Genomic DNA, 23980 nt, shown 5'->3' on the forward strand with positions numbered 1-23980 from the left:
TTTGTTAACTGAATTTTAATGCGGACGCGGTGTGTGCGCGGGACGGATTGGTGGGGTGGAACCCCACCCTACGGGCGCTTTAAGATGGGCATGACAATCTCATGCAATACTGACGTAAACGCCGAGCATTTCTGACCCAAGTCGGACCTGAACCGCAGTCTTTGCAAAGGTTGCTTTGCGGACTTTGCTGCCGTTCGTTGCCAGTTCATGAATGTCTGCTAAGCTCTATAGAACGTGAGGCACAGAGCGGTAATCACTTGGACCATATAGAATTTAACGAGTTGTTTGATCAAGAACTCGCCCATCCATTGATCGAAATGGGTTTCGCTTTTGTGCGAAAAACGAAGTCTCTCCGATATATGAGCGGCACCCGCGACCTTTGGATTATGCGAATTAGTGGAAAGTGGCCGCACCCCGGGGTAGCCCGGACGGTCATTTGTTTTCGTCACTCTTTTCTAAGGCCTGTGAGCAGCGATGACCCCGACAGCAAAAAACTAGTCGTAGATGACTTCCCGAGAAAACTAACCTTTGAGGACTTCGATAGCTTGCTGAAACCTAGTCTGAAGTATCGCCCTGAACACACCGGTCGCTGGTCAACAAGTGACTTAACCTACGGGGATCAACCTCGTGAAGCTGTGAAAAAGCGTCTTCGAAAGATGAGGAAATTAGTCAAAACACGAATACTACCTTGGGTTAGCACAATAACAGAGGACAATGAGTTGTCCCAAATTACTAAACATGGAGAACAGGTGTGGTGTGAGAAGCGTTGGATTGAAGACTATGCGGCTTTCCTCTCGATGCATTCCTGAAAGCCGCCGTTGATGCGCAGCGCAGCATTGAACAGTTTGGGCTCTTGGCTGCCATTCTCTGAATCTCGCATAAAAGTCTGCTTTGGCGTTTTCCTGATTTAGCACCGATACGGGGATGCAAAGGCCAAAGCCGTCGGGCCTTACAGGTTTCACCCACCCTACACATTGCGCCAAAATGGGCACTTTTTCAGGCCCCCCGCGCTGGCCCCCTTCCCCCCGCCGCGCCTATGCGCTAAGGCGCGGGGACCGCATTAATGGAGGCCAAAATGGGCTATAGAGTCGCTGTCGTTGGGGCCACGGGCAACGTGGGCCGTGAGATGCTGAATATCCTTGCCGAGCGCGAGTTTCCGGTGGATGAGATTGTGGCGCTGGCGTCGCGCAAATCCATGGGCACGGAAATCAGCTTTGGCGATGCGACCTTGAAATGCAAGGATCTCGACACGTTTGATTTCACCGGCTGGGACATTGCGCTGTTCGCCGTGGGGTCCGATGCGACCAAGGTTTATGCGCCCAAAGCGGCCAGCCAAGGCTGCGTGGTGATCGACAATTCCAGCCTGTACCGCTATGACGCCGATGTGCCGTTGATCGTGCCGGAGGTGAACGCCGACGCGATTTATGGCTATACCAAAAAGATGATCATCGCGAACCCGAACTGTTCGACCGCGCAGATGGTTGTGGCGTTGAAGCCGTTGCATGACCGTGCGCGCATCAAGCGGGTCGTGGTTTCGACCTATCAATCCGTGTCGGGTGCCGGCAAAGAGGGCATTGATGAGCTGTGGGACCAGACCAAAAGCATCTATAACCCGACCGACAACAAGCCGCCAAAAAAGTTCACCAAGCAGATCGCGTTCAACGTGATCCCGCATATTGATGTGTTTTTGGATGACGGTTCCACCAAAGAAGAGTGGAAGATGGTGGCCGAGACGAAGAAGATTTTGGATAAGAACATCAAGGTTACGGCGACCTGCGTGCGCGTGCCGGTGTTTGTCGGGCACTCAGAGTCGATCAACATCGAGTTTGAAGAGTTCTTGGACGAGCATGAAGCGCGGGATATTTTGCGCGAAAGCCCCGGGATCATGGTGATCGATAAGCGCGAAAACGGTGGCTATGTGACGCCGGTGGAATGCGTAGGCGATTACGCGACGTTCATTAGCCGCATCCGCCAAGACAGCACGATTGATAACGGGATTAACCTGTGGTGCGTGTCGGACAACCTGCGCAAGGGGGCTGCGCTGAATGCGGTGCAGATCGCCGAAGTGCTGGGCGTGCGCTGTTTGAAAAAAGGGTGAGGCGCGCCCGCAAAACGGTCTGGTGGACCGTTTTGAGCGCCGAACGCGCGGAGCCACTGCACCGCGCCGCATGGCACGTATGTTGCAAGAGGATCTCAACGCCTCGCCCCCAAAACGGGCGGGGCGTTTTGCATTTATGGGCCAAGTCCCGCCGCCGCGTGATTGGGTGGCTTGTGTGCCACGTGGTGCCCGCTAAGTTGGGGGTGTCATATTAAAGGGGTTTTTCCATGCGCCGCGTTATTTTACTGTCCTCGCTATTGCTCGCCACGCCGTTGCAGGCCGAAACCATTCTGGCCAGCAGCAAGATCACCGCGGTGACGGTCTATCCGCAAGGGGCGATGCTGACGCGGGTGGTGGCGTTTGAGGCGCAGCCGGGGCTGCATGACGTTCTGATCACCGATTTGCCGCAAGACACCGACCCGCAGTCCTTGCGCCTGAAACCATCGGAGGGGGTAGAGATTGGGGCCTATTCCTTGCGCACGGGGCGTTTGCCGGTGGTTGATCCGGTAAAGCCGGAAGCGCAAGTGGCGGCCGAGGCGGCGTTGGAGGCGGCGAAGGGTGGCGTGACGACGGCGCAACTGGCGGTGGATGGTGTGGCTGCGCGGATTGAGGCGGCGCAGGCGCAGATTGCCTATTTGGGACGTTTGGGCGCAACCGATGCCAAGGCCGATACGGAAACCCTGCAAGCCACCGCGCGGATGATCGGTGCCGAGGTTTTGGCCGCGTCGCAGGCGGCGTTGGCAGCGCGGGCGGATTTGCCTGCGGTGCAAAAAGTGTATGAGGCGGCGGTAGAAGCGCAGGTCAAGGCACAGGCGGCGTTGGATGCGCTCAGCAAGCCTACCAAAGACTATGCGGCGCTGTCGCTGGCTGTTTCGGTGACGCAGGTGGGGCCAAGTTTGGTCGAGGTGACGCAATTTATGGACAATGCCACTTGGGCGCCGATCTATGACATGGCGCTGGACCGCGCGGCGGGGCAGGTGGTGCTGGACCGGTCGCTGTTGGTATCGCAAGCGACGGGCGAGGATTGGACCGGTATTGCGCTGACCCTGTCGACTGCGCAGCCAGGAAATTCGCCTGACCCGTCACGCATCTGGCCGCAGTTGCACCGGATTGATGATCCGATGGAGATGGCCAAGCTGGAAAGCCGAGCGGCCGCCCCAGCCCCGATAAACGAGGCAGAAATGGGCGCGATGATGGAAACCTTGGCAGATGTGGCGGTCGGCGTGGCGTTTCAAGGTGATATTGTAAGCTATGCCTATCCGCAGCCCGTGGACATTGTGGACGGGGCGCAGAATTTGCGGCTGGTGCTGGACCGTGTCAGCTTGCCCGCATCGGCGCAGGCCCGCGCCGTTCCGCGCGCCGATGCGACGGCGTTCATGATGGCCGAATTTACCAATGACAGCGGCCAGATCCTGCTGCCCGGGCCCGCCACCCTTACCCGTGACGGGGCGTTGATGGGGCAGACGCAACTGGCATCCATCGCGCCTGGGGCAACGGCGGTGATGGGCTTTGGTGCGATCGAAGGGCTGCGGCTCAAGCGGATTGTGCCCGCGCGGGCCGAAGGCGACCGCGGGATTTTCAGCAAATCCAACCAGATCGAGGAGACGGCTGTTTTGTCGGTGGAAAACCTGACCGACCAGGCGTGGGATGTGCGTGTGATGGAGGGGATCCCCTATTCCGAGCAAGAGGACCTGGTCATCACCTATACCGCCGATCTGCCAGTGACCGAGACAGATGTAGACGGGCAGCGCGGCGTGCTGGCGTGGGATGTTTCAGTGCCAGCGGGCAAGACGCAAACGATCACCCTGACTACCCGCGAAAGCTGGCCGGACGGGAAAGAGCTGAATGGCGGGCGGTATTGAAAGGATTGATGATGGTGGGGTAAAACCGCACTCTGCGGATGGCCTGCGTTGGCTGTGCTTTGGCGCACCGGGGACCTGCGGCAGTTTTGACGGGTGGTGGGTTATCACCCACCCTACCCTCATGTCGTAGGGTGGGTTATCACCCACCGTTTGAACCCGCCGTTAGACGCCCACAAACCCACCTTTGACCGGATCATATTGTTCCAAGCCACCTTCGCCGACATCGGTCCACAATCCGTGCAGGGTCAGGCGGTCGTCTTCCACAGCTGCGCGCACAAACGGAAACGTCATCAGGTTTTCAAGGCTGACCACAACCGCCTCTTTTTCCAACGCCCGCGCGCGCAGGCTTTCCTCGATATGCGCCACGCGTTCATAGCCCGGGCGCAGGATATCCATCCAGCGGCCCACAAAGCTTGACGCCTCCAACAATTCCGGCGCGTGGCCGGAACACATATCATGACAGCCCTGCACGCCGCCGCAGTTGGAATGGCCCAGCACCACCACATGCGCGACCTTGAGCGCGGTCACGGCATATTCGACCGCCGCCGAGGTGCCGTGATTCTTGCCATCGGGCGTATAGGGCGGCACAAGGTTGGCGATATTGCGGTGGATGAAAAATTCGCCCTCATCCGCGCCGAAAATCGACGTTACATGTACGCGGCTGTCACAGCAGGAAATGATCATCGCGCGGGGGTGCTGACCCGATTCTGCCAAGCGCCGATACCATGCGCGGTTTTCGGCGTAGGCCGTGGCCTTCCAGCCGTGATAGCGCTGGATCAGGTAAGAGGGCAGCAATTTGGCGTGGTCCATCGGTATGCTCCTGCATGGCGTCCTTGCCTAGTAGCCAGTGTTTTCGGAAAATTCGAGGGGTTTCCTGTTTGGGCGGCAACCTTTTCTTTAGCACCTAGGGCCATTCTGGCCGTGGGTGTGAATGGAAGGTGAGGGTGACATGACAGCTATGATAATGGCCTTTAGGCCAAAAGACAGGATCCAGCAGGATGCGGAACCGATTGCGTTGATTTACCGCTCGATGGGGACGCATGCCGCCGAAGAGGTGGTGAACCGCGCGCTGGGTGAATTGGCGCTGACCATGTCGGGCATCGCGCAGCTGGTAAAGGCGCGCAATATGTCCGACCTTGCGCGCCAGTTGCGCAGGCTGGACCGGATGGCGGTGCAATTGGGGTTGGTCAGCCTTGGCGGCGTGGCCAGTGACGCGCAGGCCTGTTTGGACAGCGGCGATTTCACGGCATTTTCGGCTGTTTGGGCGCGGTTGGTGCGTGTGGCCGAGGTGTCGTTGGCCACAGAAATTGGTGCATTGGACCAGCAGATCTAGGGTGAGGGGCGTTGATAAGGGGGGTGTGGATGAAAATTCCTGTGCTGCGCGTGATTTAGGGGATTAAGCCACGGCGCAAAACGGCTTAGGGTCTGAGGAAACGCGATTTAGTGGAGTGAGCGCTATGCCCGAATTTGTACCTGCTGCCAGCCCGTCCAAGCCGTTGTATATTCTGGCCGAGGCGGATTTGCAGGCGTGGCTTGGCACGCAACCTGCCCCTGTTGCAGCTTGGGTGGCGGCGAACGGGTTTACGGCGGGGCTGGGGGCGGTGTTGCCTTTGCCCGATGCGGCGGGGCAGATTACGGCGGCGATTGTGGGTTATGGCACGCCTACCGCCCGTGTCCGCAACCGCTTTGGCTTGGCCCCTGCGGCGACAGCCTTGCCCGCTGGCGATTGGCATTTTGAAACCGATTTGACGGGTGAGGCGTTGGATGAGGCCGTGCTGGCGTGGTTTTTGGGCCAGTACCGGTTTGACACCTATCGCCCCAGCAAGTCCGCCACTGCGTTGCCGCGCCTTAAGGCCCCCAAAGGAGTTGATACAGCGCGGGTTTTGGCGATGGTCGAAGGCGAGTGTTTGACCCGTGATCTGATCAACACCCCTGCATCCGATATGGGGCCGGACGAATTGGAAATGGCTTTTCGGAAACTGGCCGATCGGCATGGCGCAAGCGTCTCGGCTGTGCGCGGCGATGATTTGCTGACCCAGAATTTCCCGATGATCCATGCCGTTGGCCGCGCGTCGACCCGTGCGCCGCGCTTGTTGGATATGCGCTGGGGGACCGAAGGCCCGCAGCTGGTGTTGGTGGGCAAGGGCGTTTGCTTTGACACAGGCGGGCTGGATATAAAACCATCCGCCGGAATGTTGCTTATGAAAAAGGATATGGGCGGGGCGGCGACTGTGCTTGGCCTTGCGCATATGATTATGGCGCTGCGGCTAAAGCTGCGGTTGCGGGTGCTGGTGCCTGCCGTGGAAAACGCCATTTCCGGTAATGCGATGCGACCGCGCGATATTTTGACATCGCGCAAGGGGTTGACGGTCGAGGTGAACAATACCGATGCCGAAGGGCGGTTGGTACTGGCCGATGCGCTGGCGCTGGCGGATGAAGGGACAGGCGCGGATAAGGCCGATCTGGTGATTTCGATGGCGACGCTGACGGGGGCCGCGCGGGTGGCTGTTGGCCCCGATCTTGCGCCGTTTTTCACCGATGACGAAGGGTTTGCGACCGCGCTGTCGCAGGCGGGCATGCAGGTGCGCGACCCCGTGTGGCGCTTGCCCTTATGGCCGGGATATGAGGCGATGATCGAACCTGGCATTGCCGATCTGGACAATGCGCCATCGGGCGGGTTTGCGGGGTCTACCACCGCCGCGCTGTTCTTGCGCCGCTTTGTCGCCAACCCCGCCTATGTACATTTTGACATTTACGGCCACCAACCCGCATCGGCCCCTGCGCGGCCCAAAGGCGGCGTTGGCCAAGGCGCGCGCGCCATTCTGGCGGCCTTGCCGCAGATGTTGGGGGCAAAGCTATGAACGATATTCCTGCAGCCACCGCACACACCGACCGCCGCCTGACCTTTGCCAACGCCCGTGTCGCGCATATTTCACTGCAAGGGGTGGTCGATGCGCCGACCTTTGCCGATGCCACCCCGTTTGAAATTGCGGTGCCGGTTGCCGATTTGCTGAACGCGCCCAACGGCAAACGCGAACGCCAACTGCTGCTGGGCGACGGGTTTGACGTGATCGAGGTGCTGGACGGTTTCGCCTTTGGTCGCAGCGTCAAGGATGGCTATTGCGGGTATTTGCCCGAAAACGCGCTGTGCGAACCCACCAAGCCAACGCATTGGCTGGCCGCGCCCGCAAGCCATCTCTATTCCGAACCGCGCGCGCAGGCCCCGCAATCGGTTGGCATCAGCTTTGGCAGCCGCTTGTCGGTGCTGGGCGAGGATGGCGCGTTTTCCGAAACCCCGCACGGGTTTGTGCCCACGGGGCATTTGCAAAAACTGGGCTATTGGTACGGTGATCCGGTTGAGGTGGCGGGGCTATTTTTGGGCGTGCCCTATTTGTGGGGCGGCAACGGGCATGCGGGGGTGGATTGTTCGGGTTTGGTGCAATTGTCACTGCTGGCCTGCGGGCAGCGCTGCCCTGGTGACAGTGATTTGCAACAGGCACTGGGCTATGAGGTGCCAGACGGTACGCCGTTGCAGCGGGGCGATTTGTTGTTTTGGAAAGGCCATGTCGCGATGATGGTCGATGACACGCTGATGATCCATGCCACAGGCGCGTTCATGGCCACCGTGATAGAGCCAGTGGATGAGGCGATTGCGCGTATTCGCGAAAGCACGGGTGCCGAGGTGATTGCGCGGCGGCGGCTGGGTTAGGCGCGCAGCCCGTTCAGGATGATCGAGAGGTGAGAGCGGATAAACCGCTCTTTTGCCGTATCGTCCATCGGGCCGAATATCAGGCCGAACACCAACGTGAATACGGCAGGGGCAATGATGACCTTTAGGTCCATGTCCTGCACTGCGGCGCGCAGCTCGCCCTGCGCGATGCCTTTGGCGACAAGGGCGGACAGCAGCCCTTCCATCGTGCCAAGCATGGTGGTGCGGAAAAAGCTGGTCAGCGCTGGAAACCGCCCGCCTTCGGCGATCAGCACACGGATCAGGGCCGAGGCATCGGTGCCAACAATCCGGTCGTAATAACTGCGCAAAACCTGTTCCAGCATCAGGTCAAACCGCGCGTCCACCGCCAGAATATCCTGTGCGCGTGACACCATGCCGCCCATACGGTCTGTCACGGCCGCCTCAAATATCGCGTCTTTGGTGGGGTAATACAGGTAGACCGTGGGCCGCGCGATACCCGCACGCGCCGCGATGCTGCCCATGCTGGTGCTGGCAAAGCCCTTGTCGCCAAATTCGGCCAGCGCTGCGCTGATAATTTCATCAGGGCGGGCGTCTTTGCGGCGTTGGTGTTTGGTGTCTGGCATAATCGTCTCTTGTGTTTTTCTATATTAATGACATATATGTCAGTAAATGTCTATGGCGCAAGGAAGCCCGATGCCCGAAGATCCGCAAACAGATCTGCCCTTGGTGGACAATGGCTTGGCCAAGAAAACGCCCACGCCTGCCAACAAGCCGCGATCAAACCTGTGGTCAAAGCTGCGGTTTGTGCCACTGGTGATGCTGATCTTTTTCAGTGGTGGCGTGGCGGGGCTGTATTTTCAGCCCCCCGGCCTGCGCGCGTTTTTCGGGATCACCGGCCTGCAACCGGGCGCGGGGACAAACACGCCCATCGCCGTGGCGATCCAAAAGGTCAAAGCGCAAGAGGCGGTGGCCGTGGTGAGCGAAGGTGATGTTGTAGCACTGGGCCGCATTATTCCGCGTGGAGATGTGGTGAGTGTTGCCACGCCATCTGGTGCCGGCGATGCGCGGATAGCCGAGGTGCGGGTCGCTTTGGGCGATACGGTGGCGGCGGGTGCCGTGCTGGCCGTGCTGGACAATCTGCCGACGCTGGAAAACGGCGTGGCCACGGCGCGGGCCACGATTGCCGTGCGGCAGGCCACCTTGGCGCAAACCACCGCCACCATCCGCGCCAGTCGGGATGAGGCGCAGGCGGCACTGGACCGCGCGCAGGCCACTGCCAAGAATGCGCAGTCGGATATGGAGCGGGTGACATCGCTGTTTGAACGCGGTGTCACCACCCGTGCCGAGCTGGACAAGGCCATTGCTCGCGCAGCCGAGGCGGGGCGCGATGTCGAACGCGCCATTGCCACCTTGTCGCGCTATCAGGCCGTTGACGCGACCCAAGCCGATATTGCCGTGGCCGAGGCCAACCTTGCCGCCGCCCGTGTCGATCTGACCCGCGCCGAGCAGAACCTGGATGCAGCCTATGTGCGCGCTCCAAGTGCAGGGACCGTGCTGGACATCAACGCGCGGGCGGGCGAACGGTCTGGCACCGCAGGGATCATTGATCTGGGCGATACCAGCCAGATGACGGTTGAGGCCGAGGTTTATCAAACCCTGATCGGGCGTGTGACCATCGGCGACCCTGTGACCGTTTCGGCCGAGGCTTTGGCGCTGGATTTGACGGGCACCGTCACCGCGATTGGGCTTGAAATTGGCCGCCAGTCCATCACATCCGACGACCCTGCCGCCAACACCGATGCGCGGGTGGTGGATGTGATTGTGACGCTGGATTCAGCGTCATCCGAACTGGCGCGCGGGTTCACCAATCTGGATACCATCGTGCGGATAGATGCGGGCCGTGTCGAATGAACCGTTTGCTGACATGGCTGTTCGGGCGCTTGCCGATTGGTTGGTTGCAACTGTCGCACAGCCGCACGCGCCTGATTGCGGCGGTGGCGGGCGTGGCCTTTGCCAATCTGTTGGTGTTCATGCAGCTTGGCATCATGGGGGCGCTGAACAATTCCACCGTGGCCCCCTATGCGTTGATTGATGGCGATATCATCTTGTCGTCATCCGAAGGCAACACCCTAACGGACAGCGGCAATATCGCGCGGGCCTATATGTTTCAGGCGCTGGGGGTTGCGGGGGTGGCATCGGGCATACCTTTGTATATCGGGAACCTGCCCCTAACGCTGGCGGATGGCAGCTCTATCTCATTGCTCAGCTTTGGTGTGGATATTTCCCAAACGCAGTTTGTGGCCCCCGTGATCGCCCCCGCGCTGGCTGGGTTGGCGCTGGAAAATACCGTGCTGTTGGACAAAGACACCCGCAGCATGCCTGCCGAGGCATTGGCCAGTTTGGCCACAGGCAGCAGCTTTACCTTTGAGGCGAATGGCAAGACCCTAACGGCGGTCGGGTCAATGGCTGTGGGTGGCGGCTTTCTGGCCGATGGCATGATGGTGACATCGGACCAAACCTTTTTGCGGTTTTTCGGCTCGCGCAGGTCTGGCGCGCCAGATCATATTTTGTTGCGCGTGGTGGACGGGGTATCCTCCGCTACGGTGGTGGACCGCCTGCGCGCGGAATTGCCGGCAGGTATTGTAAAGGTGCAGACGATGCCAGAGGCCCGCGCCGCCGATCTTGCCTTTATGGCAACGGAACGACCCACGGGGATCATCTTTGGCTTTGGGGTGTTTATGGGGATTTTGGTGGGGTTGGTGATTGTCTATCAGGTGCTGTCGACCGATGTCGCCGACCATTTGCGCGAATATGCGACGTTCAAGGCGATGGGCTATGACCAGCCGTTTTTCCTTGGGATTGTGTTTGAAGAGGCGCTTATTCTGGCGGTGTTCGGGTTTATTCCGGGGTTGATTGTGTCGATGGGGCTGTATGCGGGGTTGAACGTTGTGACCGGCTTGCCTGTGGTGATGGACAGCGCGCGCGCGGCATTGGTGTTTGTTGGCACGCTTGCGGCCTGTTCGGCATCGGGTGCGATTGCGACCCGCCGTCTTGCGGCCGCTGACCCGGCGGATCTGTTTTGATGGGCGGCGCGGCCCCGATTGTCGCCCAAGGCCTAAACCATTATTTCGGGCTGGGCGAGGCGCGCAAACAGGCGATCTGGGATCTGAATCTGACCATTAAGCGCGGGACGCTGACGATTTTGATGGGGCCGTCGGGGTCGGGCAAAACTACGGTGCTGACCTTGATGGGCTGTTTGCGCGATGTGCAAGAGGGGCGCGTTGACCTGCTGGGCCATCCGTTGCGCGGGGCGACCGAGGCGGAGTTGGTGCAGTTGCGCCGCCGCTTGGGGTTCATCTTTCAGGCGCATAACCTGCATGAAAGCCTGACCGCCGCACAAAATGTGTTGATGGGTTTGCAGGTGCACGGGGCGGGTGATGCGGTCAAACAACGCCACGCTGCGGCGCATATGCTGGGGCTTTTGGGGTTGGCAGACCGAATGGACTATTTGCCCGCCAACCTGTCTGGCGGGCAAAAGCAGCGGGTCGCCGTGGCTCGCGCGCTGGTATCGAACCCCGAGGTGATCTTTGCCGATGAACCCACGGCGGCGTTGGATAAGGAGTCGGGCCGTGTGGTGGTGGACATGTTGAAAACGCTGGGCCAAACCCGTGGCACGACGACCGTGATGGTAACCCATGACAACCGGATCATGGACCTTGCCGACCGGATTATCACGCTGGAAGAGGGCCGCGTGGTGAAGGATACGAACCCCTAGGGCTGTTTGTGCGGCAGGCGGCGGAGTGAGTATTTTTGCAAAGATGAAATCAGGCGGCTTGCGCCGTGGCCCCAAACGCGGCAAAACACAAGGCAGCAGCGATGGCGTCGTTGCGGGGCGGCGGTTTGCGCGGGCCCGAAGTTCCGTCCTGTACGCCGGGGCCTTTCGGGGTTCTGGCTGCACGCCACCCCCTTGATATATGAGGTCTGACCATGACGCTTGCCCCAACTTTGCTGGCCCGTCCTGAAAACTACCGCTTTCACAATGGCACCAAGGGGGCGCTGCCCTTTGCCGATGCCGAATATGAGGCGCGGCTGGAAGGTTTGCGCGATATTATGGAACTGCACGGGTTGGACGCGATTGTCCTGACCTCGATGCACAATGTCGCCTATTATTCGGGGTTTTTGTACTGTTCCTTTGGGCGGCCTTATGCCTGTGTGGTGACGGCCAACCAATGCGTGACGGTCAGCGCAGGGATTGATGCGGGCCAGCCGTGGCGGCGCAGCATTGGCGACAACATCACTTATACCGACTGGCAGCGCGACAACTTTTGGCGCGTGGTGGCGGGCGTTGTCGGGAATGGCAAGGCCGTTGGCTGTGAAGGCGATCACCTGACGCTGGTGCAATCGGAAAAGCTGAACCATTTCCTGAAGCCTACCCGTGGGATGGACATTGCCCCCGCGACAATGGCGCAGCGGATGATGAAATCGGAGGCCGAGATTGCCTTGATCCGCCACGGGGCGAATGTGGCTGATGTGGGCGGCTATGCCATTCGTGATTGTTTGATCGCGGGTAAGGGCAAGACCCTGCGCGAGATTGACGTGGCGATGGCGGGCCGTGACGCGATGGAGATGGAGATTGCCAAGCGGTTCCCCGATGCCGAATACCGCGATACTTGGGTTTGGTTCCAATCGGGGCTGAACACCGATGGCGCGCATAACCCTGTGACGGGCCGCGTTTTGCAGCAGGGTGATATCCTGAGCCTGAACTGTTTCCCGATGATTTCGGGCTATTACACCGCGCTGGAACGCACGATGTTTTTGGGGTCGGTCGATGATGCATCCCTGAAAATCTGGGAGGCGAACGTGGCCGCCCATGAATACGGCATGACCTTGCTACAACCGGGGGCGACCTGTTCGGGCGTGACTGCGCAGATCAACGACTTTTTGGCAGAACGTGACTTGCTGCAATACCGTACCTTTGGCTATGGGCATAGCTTTGGCATCCTGTCGCATTTCTATGGGCGCGAGGCAGGGTTGGAGCTGCGCGAGGATATCGACACCGTATTGGAACCCGGCATGGTGATTTCGATGGAACCGATGCTGACGCTGGCCGATGGCAAGCCGGGCGCGGGCGGCTACCGCGAGCATGACATTCTGGTCATTACCGAAGACGGCAATGAAAACATCACCGCCTATCCCTATGGCCCCGATTTCAACGTGGTGGGCTGACGCGCGCCCTTCCATCGGCAAAGCCTTGCCAAAACCGCTTTAAACTGGCCCCCAAGTGCAACGCTTGGGGGCTTTTCTCTTTTGTGATCGTTGAAACTCTTGACCTTGGGCCGCATTAATGGCGCTTCTGCGATACGTCATTTTAACCAAGCGAGCGCCCCCGTGATCAAAGCATCCCTTAACCGCCGTACCTTTATGTCGCTGTCCGGTTCTGCCCTGCTTGCAGGTTGCGCCACACCGCCCAACGCCCCGAACCCGAATGTAGGGTTTATCGAAGGGTACGGCCCGTTGTTTGACAGTGGCTATACCTTGCCCGGTGTGCCGGTCGAATATCTGCAAGGCGTGAACCGCCGCATCACCGGCACCTATCTGGGCGAACAGCCTGTGGGCACGGTCGATGTCGATCCCTATGCTAAATTTCTGTATTTCGTGCGCGAAGGGGCCAATTCGGTGCGTTTCCCCATTGGTGCAGGCCGCGCAGGCCGCAGCTTTTCGGGCGGTGGTACGATTCAGGTCAAAAAGAAATGGCCGGGTTGGACGCCCACAAAAAACATGCTGCGCACCGAGCCCGAGGTTTACGGCCCCTTTGCGCGCGGTATCCGTGGCGGGTTGCGCAGCCCCTTGGGCGCGCGCGCCTTGTATCTGTACCGTGGCGGGCGCGACACATATTACCGCATCCACGGCACCAACGCGCTGGATTCCATCGGTAATTCCGGTTCGGCGGGCTGTATTCGCATGTTCAACCACGACATTATCGCGCTGTATGAAATGGTGCCGATTGGCACCCGCGTGCATGTCCGGTCCGAGGCAGAATCGCAGCGCGTTGACCCCGAAAACTTTAACCGCGGCATCGAACTTCCGGCGCACCGCACCGATCCGGCAACGATTTACAGCGATGAGGCAATTGCCAATGATCCGCTGCCCGATTTCGACGCGGTCGACTCATCGGGCAACGTGCCGCTGTAAGGCTGCGCGGCTGTCAAAGCTCTTGTAGTGGTCCCGGTTTCGGGGCCGTTTCCATTTGCGGGGCATCGGTTTTGTCGGCTGTAACATAGTCTGAAAATTCGGCAACAAGGCGTTCCCACAGGTCAAGATTGTCCTCAAACGCGGGGGCTGTGATGCCGCCGAAATCAAGGTTAAGGTCCATCTTGAGATAGGGATAGCCATCGGTATCAAACACCGCTGTGCCAAAGCGTTTGTCGCGGTTCCAATCATTTATCCGTTCAAGGCTGACGGTGTGGTCCAGCTCTATCCCCATATAGAACTGGATCGACGTGCAATTCGCGCCATCCTCGCAGCCATAGAAATAGATGCCGTATTTCTAACCGCTTGCACCCGAACGGATCATCGGGTCGCCAGTGTTGTCTTTGGTCAATTCGGCGCGATAGCCAAGTTTAAGCATGGCAACAGCAATGGCTTGGGGGTCTGCTGCGGTCAGGGTTGCGGGGTCGGACAGGGCCGCGCCCGCGCCGAGGCAAAGCGCGGCCAAGCCGCCTGTAATTGCGTTTAGATCGGTCAGCCTCATAAATCCCACTGCCCTCAACTTACAACCGGATCACATAGTCCTTGACCGTGGTTTCCAGCACTTCCCAAGTGCCTTCAAACCCTGGCCGGATGATCCAGCTATCGCCTTTGCGCAATGTCGTGGCTACGCCTTGTGCATCGGTCAGCACGGATACCCCTTCCAGCATGCGGATATATTCCCATTCACTGTAAGATACTTTCCATTTGCCCGGCGTGGATTGCCAGATCCCGCAATAAAGCCCCTCTGCATCCTCATGGTTCCATGTGGTATGCACTGGATCGCCTGCCAACAGCTTATCCGCATCGGGGCGTTCAATTTCGGGGGGTACGGCATCGCGCGACAGGGGCAAAAGCAGGGGCAAAAGCAGGGGCATCATCGGGGTCCATCCTTGGTTCACTTTGCCCGATGTCACCGCGCGCGGGGGCATAGGTCAAGCGCAAAGCAGACATGCCGCACCGCCGCGCAACATTCTTGCTGGTACGGTGGGGGGTGCGGCGATATAAGGGGGCAAACTATTCCTCTTGAAGGAGAGCAAGAGAGACATGAGCGCATCGAGCCCCGTTCGCCCAACCCTTCCGGTTGACATTCTGGCCCGCAAAGGGGGCGCGCCGCTGGTGTGCCTGACCGCCTATACCACGCCTGTGGCGCGGCTGGCCGACCCGCATTGCGATGTGGTTTTGGTGGGCGACAGTTTGGGCATGGTACTGCACGGGTTGCTTTCGACCATCGGCGTGACGATGGAGATGATGATCCTGCATGGCAAAGCCGTGATGCGCGGGATCACCAAGGCGATGCCGGTGATTGACATGCCCTTTGGCAGTTACGAGGAAAGCCCGCAGCAGGCATTCCGTAATGCCAGCCGCTTGATGATGGAAACCGGAATGCCTGCGGTAAAGCTGGAAGGCGGGCAGCATATGGCGGAAACCATTGCCTTTCTGACTGCGCGGGGCATTCCCGTGATGGCGCATATCGGGCTGACGCCGCAATCGGTGAACACGCTGGGCGGCTATAAGGTGGTGGGACGCGCGGATGAGGCCGCGCGCGTGATGGCGGATGCAGAAGCTGTGCAAGCGGCGGGGGCGTTTTCGGTGGTGCTGGAAAAAACCCCCGAAGGCTTGTCGCGCCGGATTACCCAAGCGCTGACCATCCCAACCATCGGGATTGGCGCTGGCGTCGGCTGTGATGGGCAGATTTTGGTGATTGATGATATGCTGGGCCTGTTCACCGATTTCCGCCCCAAATTTGTGAAACGCTATGCCACGCTGGGGCAGGCGGCATCGGACGCCATTGCAGATTACGCATCTGAGGTGCGCGCCCGCAGCTTTCCGGCCCCCGAACACACGTTCCCCGACGAACTGCCGCCCAAAGGTGGCAAAGCGTGACGCCGCTGGTTTTGCGCGACATCGCAGAGTTGCGCGCGCAGGTGGCAAGCTGGAAAAAGGCTGGCGATGTGGTGGGTGTGGTCCCAACCATGGGCGCGCTGCATGACGGGCATCTCAGCCTTGTGCGGGCCGCGCAAGTGGAATGCCAACGGGTGATTGTCACGATTTTTGTGAACCCCAAGCAGTTTAACAACCTTGAGGATCTGGCGAAATACCCCCGCACCGAAATGGCCGATACTGCATTGCTGGCGCCTTTGGGTGTGGATGTGGTCTTTGTGCCGCCCCCGACCGAAATGTACCCCGACGGGTTTGCGACCAAAGTTTCGGTCAAAGGTGTGTCCGGCCCGTTAGAGGGCGCGCACCGCCCCGGCCATTTTGACGGGGTGGCAACCGTCGTGGCAAAATTATTCGGGATTACCCAAGCCGACCGCGGCTATTTCGGGCAAAAGGACTGGCAGCAGTTGCAGGTTGTGCGCCGCATGGCCGCCGATCTGAATTTGGCCGTCACGGTTGTCGGGTGCGAGACGATCCGCGAGGCGGACGGGTTGGCCATGTCATCGCGCAATGTGCGGCTGACGGCAGACGGGCGGGCCAAAGCGCCGGCGCTTTATGCCGCGATGCAAGCGGCGGCGGCGGCCATTCGGGGCGGGATGGTTGTTTCCAAGGCGATGAAAGCCGCGCGGGCCGAGCTTTTGGTGGCGGGGTTTGAAGAGGTGGAATATATCGAGCTGCGATCAGCCGCGATGCTGGAGCGTGTGTCCACGCTGGACGCACCTGCGCGGATGTTGGCGGCGGCGCGGATAGATGGCGTGCGGATGATCGACAATATAGCAGTGTGAGGGTGGCAGGGGGGCGCTGCCCCCCTCTGGCCCTTTGGGGCCATTCACCCCCCGGAGTATTTTTTGCAAAGATGAAATCAGGCGTGTTGGGCAGTTAGAAATTGCATTTCTCGCGCCTGTGTCGCAATTTACCTGCAATCGACGGGGGGGGAGCGCCCTGCGGAGATATTTTTCCGGAGTGAGGGATGGAATGATCCTAAGTGCTCCCCATATGTTATGTGTATTTACATCGGAGGCCAGCATGGCAGATTTCGACAGCAAGATCCGCGAAAGTCAGGATCAGGTGGCTAAGGCCCAGACCAAGATTTCCGAAATTACCAGCCGGATCGAAGTGGCCCGCGCCAAAATTGAGGCAGGCGAGGCCGCGATCGACGTGGAAAATGCCACGCTGGATGATGTGCATCAGCATACCGATCTGATGAACGCCAATATCGCAGACCTGATTATGGGCTTGGATGATGTGACCGCCGGATTTTCGCGCGATTTTGATGAGATGCGCAATAAGACGGGCATGGAAAGTTTCATCGGCATTTTTTCCAACGCCAAAGCCGAATCCTTGCGCCAGGAACGGATGCGCAGCGCGTCGATTGACGACAAGTTGCAGGATTTGATTGGCAAATCCGACATCATCGTCAAACTGCTTCAGGGCCAGCTGGACATGCTGAACACGCAGAAAACCAGTGTGGAAACCAATCTGACCGCAACCTTGGATGAACGCGAAGCGACCGTGGGCAGCCTTGAGGGTGTGCGCGCTGAAATCTCGGGCATGGACCCCAAGATCATCGAGCTGGAAAACAAAATCAGCGTTGAACAAGATGCTGCCAAGCGTACCAAGCTGGAAAGCGAATTGGCGGGGTTGAACACCCGCTACAACGCGCTTGTGCAGCAAGAACAGGTCGATCTGGCCAAGTCGCAAACCCTTGAACGCTATATCGAAAAGGGCAAAACCTGGATGGACAGCTTGCAAAACCAAGCCGCCACCCAAATGGTCCTGATCAACAAGCTGCAAACCGATACCAAGCAGCGGGTGGTTTTGTATGACGCCCTGACGTCATCCTTGAAAACCGCGCAACAGCAGGATGTGGCCCACCGCATCAATGAAATCGGTGTGAAAACCGACCAAGAAGCGCAGGCCGCGATGGCTGCCATCGGCACCGCCACCAACAACCGCATGGCCGATATGATGGAGGCGCACGAGGATCACATGGTCTTTGCCCGCAAGATATTGGAGCAAAAGGCCAAGGCCGATGAACGCTTTGCCCGCCGATTTGCCAGCATTGTCGAAAAGCACGACAAAAACCAATACGGCGGCTGAGATGCGGCTGTGGCGGGCGACATTGCGCGCGCTGAACGTGTTTTACATCATGTTCTTTGGCGAAGGCGACCGCTGGTCGGTTTGGGCCGTGGTCATGGCCTGCTTGGGCGCTTTGTACCTTGGGGCGGTCACGGATGGTTTTGCCGTGCCCCCCAATATGGGCCAAGTCGGGTTTCTGGTGGTGTTTGTCGCCATCAGCGCCATCGGTGTCTATATTCGCCGCAACAGGAAAGATGAGCCGTGAACACGCTGACCGACGATCACGCAGAGCTTTACGATACCGCCATCGTCCGGCGCTATTTCGACAAGTTTGACAAAATCACCGGCCATCTGGGCCGTGTCGCTGCTGAATTGGAGGGCGAAGGCGCGTTGACCAAGCTCGATGCGCGGGTGATCGGAGCTTATATACAGCGGCTGAACCTGACGTTCCAATCTTTGGGCTATAAATACCTGATGACAGGCCGGATTGATGGGCCGTTACCGGGCAAGCTGACCTTTGATCGCCACGAATCCGGTTTCCCCATCGCGCAGGAACTGCTGGTCATGGCAAATGACGCGCAGCAGGCCGAAAAACACCTCGCGCAATTGCCATCTGAATCCGAGATCAAGGATGCGATGATCCGGCAAATCGTCGGTGAACTGGCCATTCCCACCCGCCTGCAATTCACCATGTCACAGCGCCTGTATTATGAAAGCCTGCGATCGGGCTTGCAATTTTGGGCGCGCAATGATGCCGATGTGCAATGGCTGGGCGAAACCAAGGATCGGCGATCCTGGCTGGTGCATTGGGCTGTTTATGACACCCAAACCAACCTGCCCGTGATCTATCTGATGAACCTTGAGGACAGCGGCAAAACCCCATTGCCCCGCGATGACAGGCGCTGGCCGCAGGTGCAGGCGCATCTGATGGCGCAAAGTTTTGACGGGCTGAAACTGGTCACAATCGCCAAGGGGTTTGATACAGATTTCGACGATCTTCACCCCAAACGCCTGCGCCGCATCCACCTTGGCCCGATGTATTCCAGCAGCTTCACCCTGCAATCGGGACCGATTTCGGATGTTTTGGCCGATGCCAAGCCCGAGCCGGGGCAGGATTGGGCGCTGGTCTGGACAGTCGAGGATTTGCTGGCCGAGCGCGAAGAAACCGTGAAAACTGGCTGGTTTTCCTCGTCCGAGCGCCAGATTTTCGCCTCTAGCCCTTTTGCGGGCAAGACGCTGGCCGATATTGGCGCCACCAGCATGGACCGGATGCTGATTATGCCCGAACGCCCGTTTCAGGCCTTGGCCGAAAAGCGCCCCGCAGGCTTTGCCGATGTTCGTAAATTTGTGGTGGGCGCGGGTGGCCGCGTCATTCCGCAGCGTTAAAATTAAGGATTTGTTATGACCACCCGTGACACGATGGAATTGCGCGAAGACGATATCACGTCGCATTACCTTGCGGCGACCGAAATGCTGATGGGGGTTGACCATACCCCCCGCATTGGAACGGCGCGCTTTTCAGTGATAGCACCCGAAGCCTCGCCAGGGGTGGCCTCGATGACGCGCAGGTTCCGGTCCACCACGCCCGGTTTGGTGACGCGCAGCACCGCGCAAGCGACAGGGGTGCGCCTGCTGGACCGGATCGCCGAAAAGGATGATGATGATCCCCTCACCTCGCCCATTCAGGCCACGGTGGCCCAAGGGTTGCGCCGCGCGCTGTCTATCGCCTTGGCCGTGGGGCAGGAATATGCCCGCCAGACGCCACTTGTGGAGTTGAAAAAAGCCAACCTCGAAGGGCGCTTGCCCGTTGACCGAAAGCCCGAATTTACCGAACTTCTGGCGGCTGAGGCCTTGGCCGTCCTCTATACCTTCGGCAACGCCACTGCCTTTTTGCTGGCATCCCAAGCAAGCGAACGCACAGCCGAGATTGACCCCGTGGTTGAGGTGCTTACCGACAACGCCCCCCTCGCGCTGCATGGCGCGCTGTGGGAATTGGATCAGGCCATCGCCGCCCATGCCAGTGATGACGCTTCGCTGGTTGCTACCGTGTTGGCCTATGCCGAACAGCTGATGGCAAAGGTCGCCCTGCGCGGTCAGGATGCCCCGCGTATTGCCGGATTTACCGCAGCCAGTTGGCGGGTGGAGGCGGACAAGCTGACCATCGCAGGGTTCAAACCCGCGCTGGCCGCCCGTGGCACCGCCCTGACGATGACGTTCAAAAAACCGAACGAGGTGGTCGGCAACCACATCGCCAAATACCAATCCTTGCGGCTGGCGAAAATGCTGATGGCCTATGATTTTGACCGCAAACTGAACCCCTTTGCCGAAATGGGCGGGTTTATTTTCACCTTCATGGGTGATGGCGCGCCGGGTACGGGTAAAACCACGCTGATCCAGATGATGGCGGGATTGCTGAATGATTACTGCAAGGCGGCGGGTTACCCCTTCCGCTATCAGAATTTTTCCATCGACCAAATCGACAGCTATCAAGGCAAATCCGGCCAAAACGCCAAGGCCTTTATCACCAATGTTTTGGACCCCGCCGTGATCGGTTTTGGCACCATTGATGACATCGACCAAATCGCAGGCAAACGCGGCGACAAGCAATCGAGCGCGGGTCAGCAAGAGGTGACAGCCGTGTTCATGGAGGCCTTTGCCGGTGCCAATACGGTCGTGCGCGGTAACTGTACCTTTGGGATGTTTTCGAATTATCCTGAAAACGTCGATGATGCCCTGCGCCAACGGGCTGGTGCCCGCTTCCTCGTCGACGGCCCGCAAACCCGCGATGATTACATCGACATCCTTGCCCTGCTGATGGGCAAAAACCACGACATCCCCGTGGGCCAGCATGACCTGTTCGCCGCCCAAGAAATGAAACGCGCCGTCGCCGCCAGCTTTGAAGGTCACGCCCGCCCGCATGAAGACGGGTTGCTGCGCGTCTGGGATCAGGTCGGGCGTGATATCGGTCGCTTGGATACCATCGCCAAGCTGGGCGCCTACCTGAAAGCCATCCAAGAGGCCGACCCCCGCTTTACCGGCCGCGCGATCAAAAACATCACCGACGCCGTCAAGGTCCGCGCGATGGATTTTGAATTGCCGGATGCGTGGATGGAACAGCCGGACCTGTTCCTGTTCAAAGGCTATGATGAGAAACTAGCGATGATCCGTGGCATGACCCAAAAGATTACCGTCGATATGGTGGTGCAGGAAATCAACCGCTACGCCGATTCAGAATTCCGCTATGCCGATAAGTCGGATGAGGTGGCGATTTCGAACATGGTCCGCGATTTCGGGCGACAGGAAGAGGCCAAGCGGCGGTACTTGGAGGGGAAGGGGTAGGATGGTCACTTTGGCAAGCGCCGAGGGGCTGTCTGCCCCCCGGACCCCCCGAGGATATTTGGGCCGAAAAGAAAGCGTTTGGGGTTTGGGGAGAGAGTCATGGAGATTCTAATCCTCACCACCCTAACCCTCGCCGCCTTCGCCTTCATCACCTTCCTCGTGGTCCCCTTCGTCACCCGCCCCGCCATGCTGTTTGACAAAGGCCCCGCACATGCCCGCATCATGGGCATCCTCATCTGTGCCATCACGGCGATTATTGTGCTTTTCTTGCTAAACCCCGACCATCTCACCGACCTGAAACCCCGCGCGTGGGAGGCCACGGCCCTTGCCGGATTTTCCGCCATATTCTGGCTTCCGTGGTATCTTTACGCCTTCACCCGCCGCGCCAAAATTGTCAAAGCCACCACCCCGAGGGATCCATCATGAAGCGCCTCATAGAAAAAGGTCTGATGTTCGGGAACTTGGTCGAGGTGTCTTCGCCCGCCCTGATCGAACGCTATAACCGCGCGTTGGACCATCTGTGCGGTAAGCAAACCAAGCTTACCGATTTTCACATCGATATCTCCGGCTATTCTCCCGAAATCGGGGATGAGTTGGGTGATGATCGTTACCTCAACCCCAATGGCTGCAACCGTCAGTTTATCCTGCTGACCACGGCGCAGAAAACCGCACCTTTGCTCAACGTCACCTTCTCCACCTCGCGTGGCGTTCTGCGGCAGTTTATCGACGCGAATGAGGCGCAATTGTTCGCCCTGACGGCCCGCGATGCCGTGGCGGGGGAACTTGCCAATAGCGTTTATGAGGTGTCCAACCCCGCCCGCTTGCTGGATATTCGCCGCATCACGATTGAGGCGGATACGATTGGTGGCCATGTTGCCGATGCGGCTAAACTGGGCCAAATGATTGACCGTTTCCGCACCCAGCCGAATGGCTGGCGCGATGATGTGCTGATTGCCGAAATGATCGGGCTGGCCAAACGCACAGGCGATGTAACCCGCGTGCCGATTGCTTTGCCGAAAATGGCGTTTGAACAGGCAAATTTCTGGACCGCGCATTTCGGCGGGCTGTATGTGTTTCGCGATAACAAAGTGCCTGCAGTGATTTCCGTGCTGCCCAAGGAATCGCTGGGTGATGTGCCAATCGGGCAGGTGATGGACATCACCAACCGCAATCAAATCGCCGATTGGCTGGAAAAAAACGGGCTGGTCGAACCTATCGTCAAGGCGCGCGGCATGGATTGCGCCGCCGTGCTGCGCCAGAAAATGGATTTCATTCTGGTCGATGCCGCCGATGCGCTGAACCTAGATTTAGGCAACGCCACCCGCAACGACCTGCGCAAAATCGCCCAGCGTCTGGGCGCTGACCTGCCCGAAGAATTCCGTGGCCTTGCCCGTCTGCTTGCTTGGGTCGAAGGCGGCGGCGACTGGCCGCGTATCACATCCGAACACCCTGCCTATTTCTATACCTTGCGCGCGCGGCCCCATGCCGATCGCGATTTGGTGAACATGCTTTTGGCCCAACTTGCCCCCTTGGATGTGCGCCAGATGTTCATCACGCATAAGGAATTGTTCTATACAAACTATGCCCGCTGGTCCGACCGCAAACGCGGTTATGTTGCCGATTTTCTGGAACGCGAGTATCAAGTGGATAAGGCAGGTGCCCGCGCCGCCCTGTTTGGCCCCGAGCCGGGCATGGACGCGGTGGAACGCCCCGACCCAAGACCTGCGCCGAAACCCGCGCGCTCCATGACCGACCTTGTCGGTCCTTGGGGCTCTGTCCGAAAGGCCCGCCGATGATTGGTATGATCCGCCTTGCTGTCTTTGGGTTCATTGGCCTGACCATTATGTATTTTCTGGTCAGCATCTATTCGCGGTCCACCCAGCGCGAGGAATTGGAAAAGGAATGGGATGCGGCACAGGGACCCGGCGACCGCGAAGATTTCATCACGGCAGGCATGGCCGTCTATGAAAAAGGTCTGCGCAAGAAACTGATCTGGCTGGTCTATGTTATCCCGACGCTGGCCGTGATAGCAGCCGTGTATCTGTTGAATTTCGCCTGAGAGGGAACGCCAATGCGCATTGTAAAATGGACCTTTTTCACGATCATCGCTGTGCTGCTGTTTTCGTTCTTTCACTACACGCTGCCGCAGCATGACATCGTGCGCGTGGTAGGCACCGAAAACCGCCGCATTGATTTCGGCGAAAACTCGTTCTTTTGGGCCAGCCCTGATGTGGGCACGGCGGTGGATAAGAACCGCGATGTGTTTTTCATCCAGACCATCCGTGTCAACGGCAAGCCTATGGTTTACCGCAACGAAGACACCGGCTGGGGTTGGCCGCCATATTTCAAGCTGGACGGGTCCAATTTGCAAGCGCAGGCGCAAAGTCTGATTTCCAGCGCGGAAAACCCCAACTGGGTGGGGGTCACGCATTATGGATGGCGGAATGAATTTTTCACAATTTTCCCGAACGCTATCAGCATGCGTCCCGTCGCTGGGCCGGACGTGTCATTTTTTCCATGGTTCAATCTGATTTTCTTTGTCGTTCTGGCGGGGGTGCTTGGCCTTTTGTGGCGCATGTGGGCGCAGTTTCGTGAACGCACCATCGACCCCGCGCTGGACAGCATCGGCGACACGATTGATGAGATTGACGACCGCGCCGCTAATCGGTTAAGGGTGATTGCCCGACGGGGCCAGCCGCGTTAGCATTGGGCGGCGTGGTATAA

Annotated in this window: 26 protein-coding genes; 21 read left to right on the plus strand and 5 right to left on the minus strand. The window is 58.9% G+C overall.

From position 1 onward, the window contains the following. Positions 1 to 1075: 1075 nt before the first annotated feature. The 3 genes from G560_RS0110450 (at position 1076) to G560_RS0110460 (ending at position 3960) form a co-directional block, all read left to right on the plus strand. Positions 1076 to 2098 (plus strand): aspartate-semialdehyde dehydrogenase, encoded by a 1023-nt coding sequence (locus G560_RS0110450; RefSeq protein WP_028913968.1) that lies wholly within the window; start codon positions 1076 to 1078, stop codon positions 2096 to 2098. Between the two features lie 70 nt (positions 2099 to 2168). After that, positions 2169 to 2294: a hypothetical protein gene (locus tag G560_RS21620; RefSeq protein WP_280513717.1), complete on the plus strand. Its 126-nt coding sequence runs from the start codon at positions 2169 to 2171 to the stop codon at positions 2292 to 2294. Between the two features lie 31 nt (positions 2295 to 2325). Continuing rightward, positions 2326 to 3960 (plus strand): DUF4139 domain-containing protein, encoded by a 1635-nt coding sequence (locus G560_RS0110460; protein WP_022704259.1) that lies wholly within the window; start codon positions 2326 to 2328, stop codon positions 3958 to 3960. Between the two features lie 162 nt (positions 3961 to 4122). Here G560_RS0110460 and G560_RS0110470 read toward each other — a convergent pair whose 3' ends face one another. After that, a complete protein-coding gene (locus tag G560_RS0110470) occupies positions 4123 to 4770 on the minus strand; it encodes a carbonic anhydrase (RefSeq protein WP_022704261.1) in 648 nt (215 codons plus the stop codon). A gap of 139 nt (positions 4771 to 4909) precedes the next feature. Between G560_RS0110470 and G560_RS0110475 the strand changes: the two genes are divergently transcribed. The 3 genes from G560_RS0110475 (at position 4910) to G560_RS0110485 (ending at position 7669) form a co-directional block, all read left to right on the plus strand. Beyond that, the gene (locus G560_RS0110475; protein WP_028913969.1) at positions 4910 to 5293 is read left to right on the plus strand and encodes a hypothetical protein; all 384 of its coding nucleotides are present in this window, start codon (positions 4910 to 4912) and stop codon (positions 5291 to 5293) included. 124 nt (positions 5294 to 5417) lie between these two features. Further along, positions 5418 to 6821, plus strand: coding sequence for a leucyl aminopeptidase family protein (locus G560_RS0110480; RefSeq protein ID WP_022704263.1), 1404 nt, complete (start codon positions 5418 to 5420; stop codon positions 6819 to 6821). Beyond that, positions 6818 to 7669, plus strand: a complete 852-nt coding sequence (locus G560_RS0110485) for a C40 family peptidase (RefSeq protein WP_022704264.1) — start codon at positions 6818 to 6820, stop codon at positions 7667 to 7669. The genes G560_RS0110480 and G560_RS0110485 overlap by 4 nt, the downstream gene beginning before the upstream one ends. Here G560_RS0110485 and G560_RS0110490 read toward each other — a convergent pair. Next, entirely contained in the window at positions 7666 to 8274 is a 609-nt protein-coding gene (locus G560_RS0110490; RefSeq protein ID WP_022704265.1) for a TetR/AcrR family transcriptional regulator, read from the minus strand. The genes G560_RS0110485 and G560_RS0110490 overlap by 4 nt on opposite strands. A 70-nt stretch (positions 8275 to 8344) precedes the next feature. Between G560_RS0110490 and G560_RS0110495 the strand changes: the two genes are divergently transcribed. The 5 genes from G560_RS0110495 (at position 8345) to G560_RS19025 (ending at position 13843) form a co-directional block, all read left to right on the plus strand. After that, entirely contained in the window at positions 8345 to 9562 is a 1218-nt protein-coding gene (locus G560_RS0110495) for an HlyD family efflux transporter periplasmic adaptor subunit (RefSeq protein ID WP_022704266.1), read from the plus strand. After that, a complete protein-coding gene (devC, locus tag G560_RS0110500) occupies positions 9559 to 10734 on the plus strand; it encodes an ABC transporter permease DevC (protein WP_022704267.1) in 1176 nt (391 codons plus the stop codon). The genes G560_RS0110495 and devC overlap by 4 nt, the downstream gene beginning before the upstream one ends. Further along, complete coding sequence (locus G560_RS0110505) at positions 10734 to 11426, plus strand: ATP-binding cassette domain-containing protein (RefSeq protein WP_022704268.1); 693 nt, start codon at positions 10734 to 10736, stop codon at positions 11424 to 11426. Before devC ends, G560_RS0110505 begins: the two co-directional genes overlap by 1 nt. A gap of 212 nt (positions 11427 to 11638) precedes the next feature. Further along, on the plus strand, positions 11639 to 12877 hold the full coding sequence (locus G560_RS0110515; protein WP_022704270.1) for an aminopeptidase P family protein: 1239 nt from the start codon (positions 11639 to 11641) through the stop codon (positions 12875 to 12877). Between the two features lie 162 nt (positions 12878 to 13039). Continuing rightward, on the plus strand, positions 13040 to 13843 hold the full coding sequence (locus tag G560_RS19025) for a L,D-transpeptidase (protein ID WP_231575913.1): 804 nt from the start codon (positions 13040 to 13042) through the stop codon (positions 13841 to 13843). Positions 13844 to 13856: 13 nt separating this feature from the next. Here the strand turns inward: G560_RS19025 and G560_RS20315 are convergent, their stop codons facing one another. Genes G560_RS20315 through G560_RS0110530 form a run of 3 tightly spaced genes read right to left on the minus strand, consistent with a single transcriptional unit; the run spans position 13857 to position 14778 of the window. Beyond that, a complete protein-coding gene (locus G560_RS20315; RefSeq protein WP_081647642.1) occupies positions 13857 to 14189 on the minus strand; it encodes a YbjN domain-containing protein in 333 nt (110 codons plus the stop codon). Positions 14190 to 14198: 9 nt separating this feature from the next. Further along, complete coding sequence (locus G560_RS20320; RefSeq protein ID WP_155947227.1) at positions 14199 to 14402, minus strand: hypothetical protein; 204 nt, start codon at positions 14400 to 14402, stop codon at positions 14199 to 14201. 19 nt (positions 14403 to 14421) lie between these two features. After that, positions 14422 to 14778: a cupin domain-containing protein gene (locus G560_RS0110530; protein ID WP_022704272.1), complete on the minus strand. Its 357-nt coding sequence runs from the start codon at positions 14776 to 14778 to the stop codon at positions 14422 to 14424. Positions 14779 to 14944: 166 nt separating this feature from the next. Here G560_RS0110530 and panB point away from each other — a divergent pair, with 166 nt between their 5' ends. The 10 genes from panB to G560_RS19035 all read left to right on the plus strand — a co-directional run bounded on the left by panB (position 14945) and on the right by G560_RS19035 (position 23960). Further along, complete coding sequence (gene panB, locus G560_RS0110535) at positions 14945 to 15784, plus strand: 3-methyl-2-oxobutanoate hydroxymethyltransferase (protein ID WP_022704273.1); 840 nt, start codon at positions 14945 to 14947, stop codon at positions 15782 to 15784. After that, entirely contained in the window at positions 15781 to 16623 is an 843-nt protein-coding gene (gene panC, locus G560_RS0110540; RefSeq protein WP_022704274.1) for a pantoate--beta-alanine ligase, read from the plus strand. The genes panB and panC overlap by 4 nt, the downstream gene beginning before the upstream one ends. A gap of 241 nt (positions 16624 to 16864) precedes the next feature. Next, positions 16865 to 17938, plus strand: coding sequence for a coiled-coil domain-containing protein (locus G560_RS0110545; RefSeq protein ID WP_028913974.1), 1074 nt, complete (start codon positions 16865 to 16867; stop codon positions 17936 to 17938). A 1-nt stretch (position 17939) separates the two neighbouring features. Further along, entirely contained in the window at positions 17940 to 18182 is a 243-nt protein-coding gene (locus G560_RS0110550) for a hypothetical protein (RefSeq protein WP_022704276.1), read from the plus strand. A gap of 5 nt (positions 18183 to 18187) precedes the next feature. Continuing rightward, a complete protein-coding gene (locus G560_RS0110555; RefSeq protein WP_028913975.1) occupies positions 18188 to 19303 on the plus strand; it encodes a hypothetical protein in 1116 nt (371 codons plus the stop codon). A gap of 15 nt (positions 19304 to 19318) precedes the next feature. Next, a complete protein-coding gene (locus G560_RS0110560; RefSeq protein ID WP_022704278.1) occupies positions 19319 to 21256 on the plus strand; it encodes an AAA family ATPase in 1938 nt (645 codons plus the stop codon). Between the two features lie 99 nt (positions 21257 to 21355). Further along, positions 21356 to 21682 carry a hypothetical protein gene (locus G560_RS0110565; RefSeq protein ID WP_022704279.1) on the plus strand — a complete coding sequence of 109 codons (327 nt, stop codon included), beginning with the start codon at positions 21356 to 21358 and terminating at the stop codon, positions 21680 to 21682. Then, positions 21679 to 23052: a DUF6638 family protein gene (locus G560_RS0110570; protein ID WP_022704280.1), complete on the plus strand. Its 1374-nt coding sequence runs from the start codon at positions 21679 to 21681 to the stop codon at positions 23050 to 23052. The genes G560_RS0110565 and G560_RS0110570 overlap by 4 nt, the downstream gene beginning before the upstream one ends. Next, a complete protein-coding gene (locus G560_RS0110575) occupies positions 23049 to 23315 on the plus strand; it encodes a hypothetical protein (protein WP_022704281.1) in 267 nt (88 codons plus the stop codon). Before G560_RS0110570 ends, G560_RS0110575 begins: the two co-directional genes overlap by 4 nt. A gap of 12 nt (positions 23316 to 23327) precedes the next feature. Continuing rightward, on the plus strand, positions 23328 to 23960 hold the full coding sequence (locus G560_RS19035) for a DUF1523 family protein (RefSeq protein ID WP_022704282.1): 633 nt from the start codon (positions 23328 to 23330) through the stop codon (positions 23958 to 23960). Positions 23961 to 23980: the final 20 nt, after the last annotated feature.

Origin of the sequence: Pseudorhodobacter ferrugineus DSM 5888 (assembly GCF_000420745.1) — a bacterium.
In the GTDB taxonomy this organism is placed as follows: domain Bacteria; phylum Pseudomonadota; class Alphaproteobacteria; order Rhodobacterales; family Rhodobacteraceae; genus Pseudorhodobacter; species Pseudorhodobacter ferrugineus.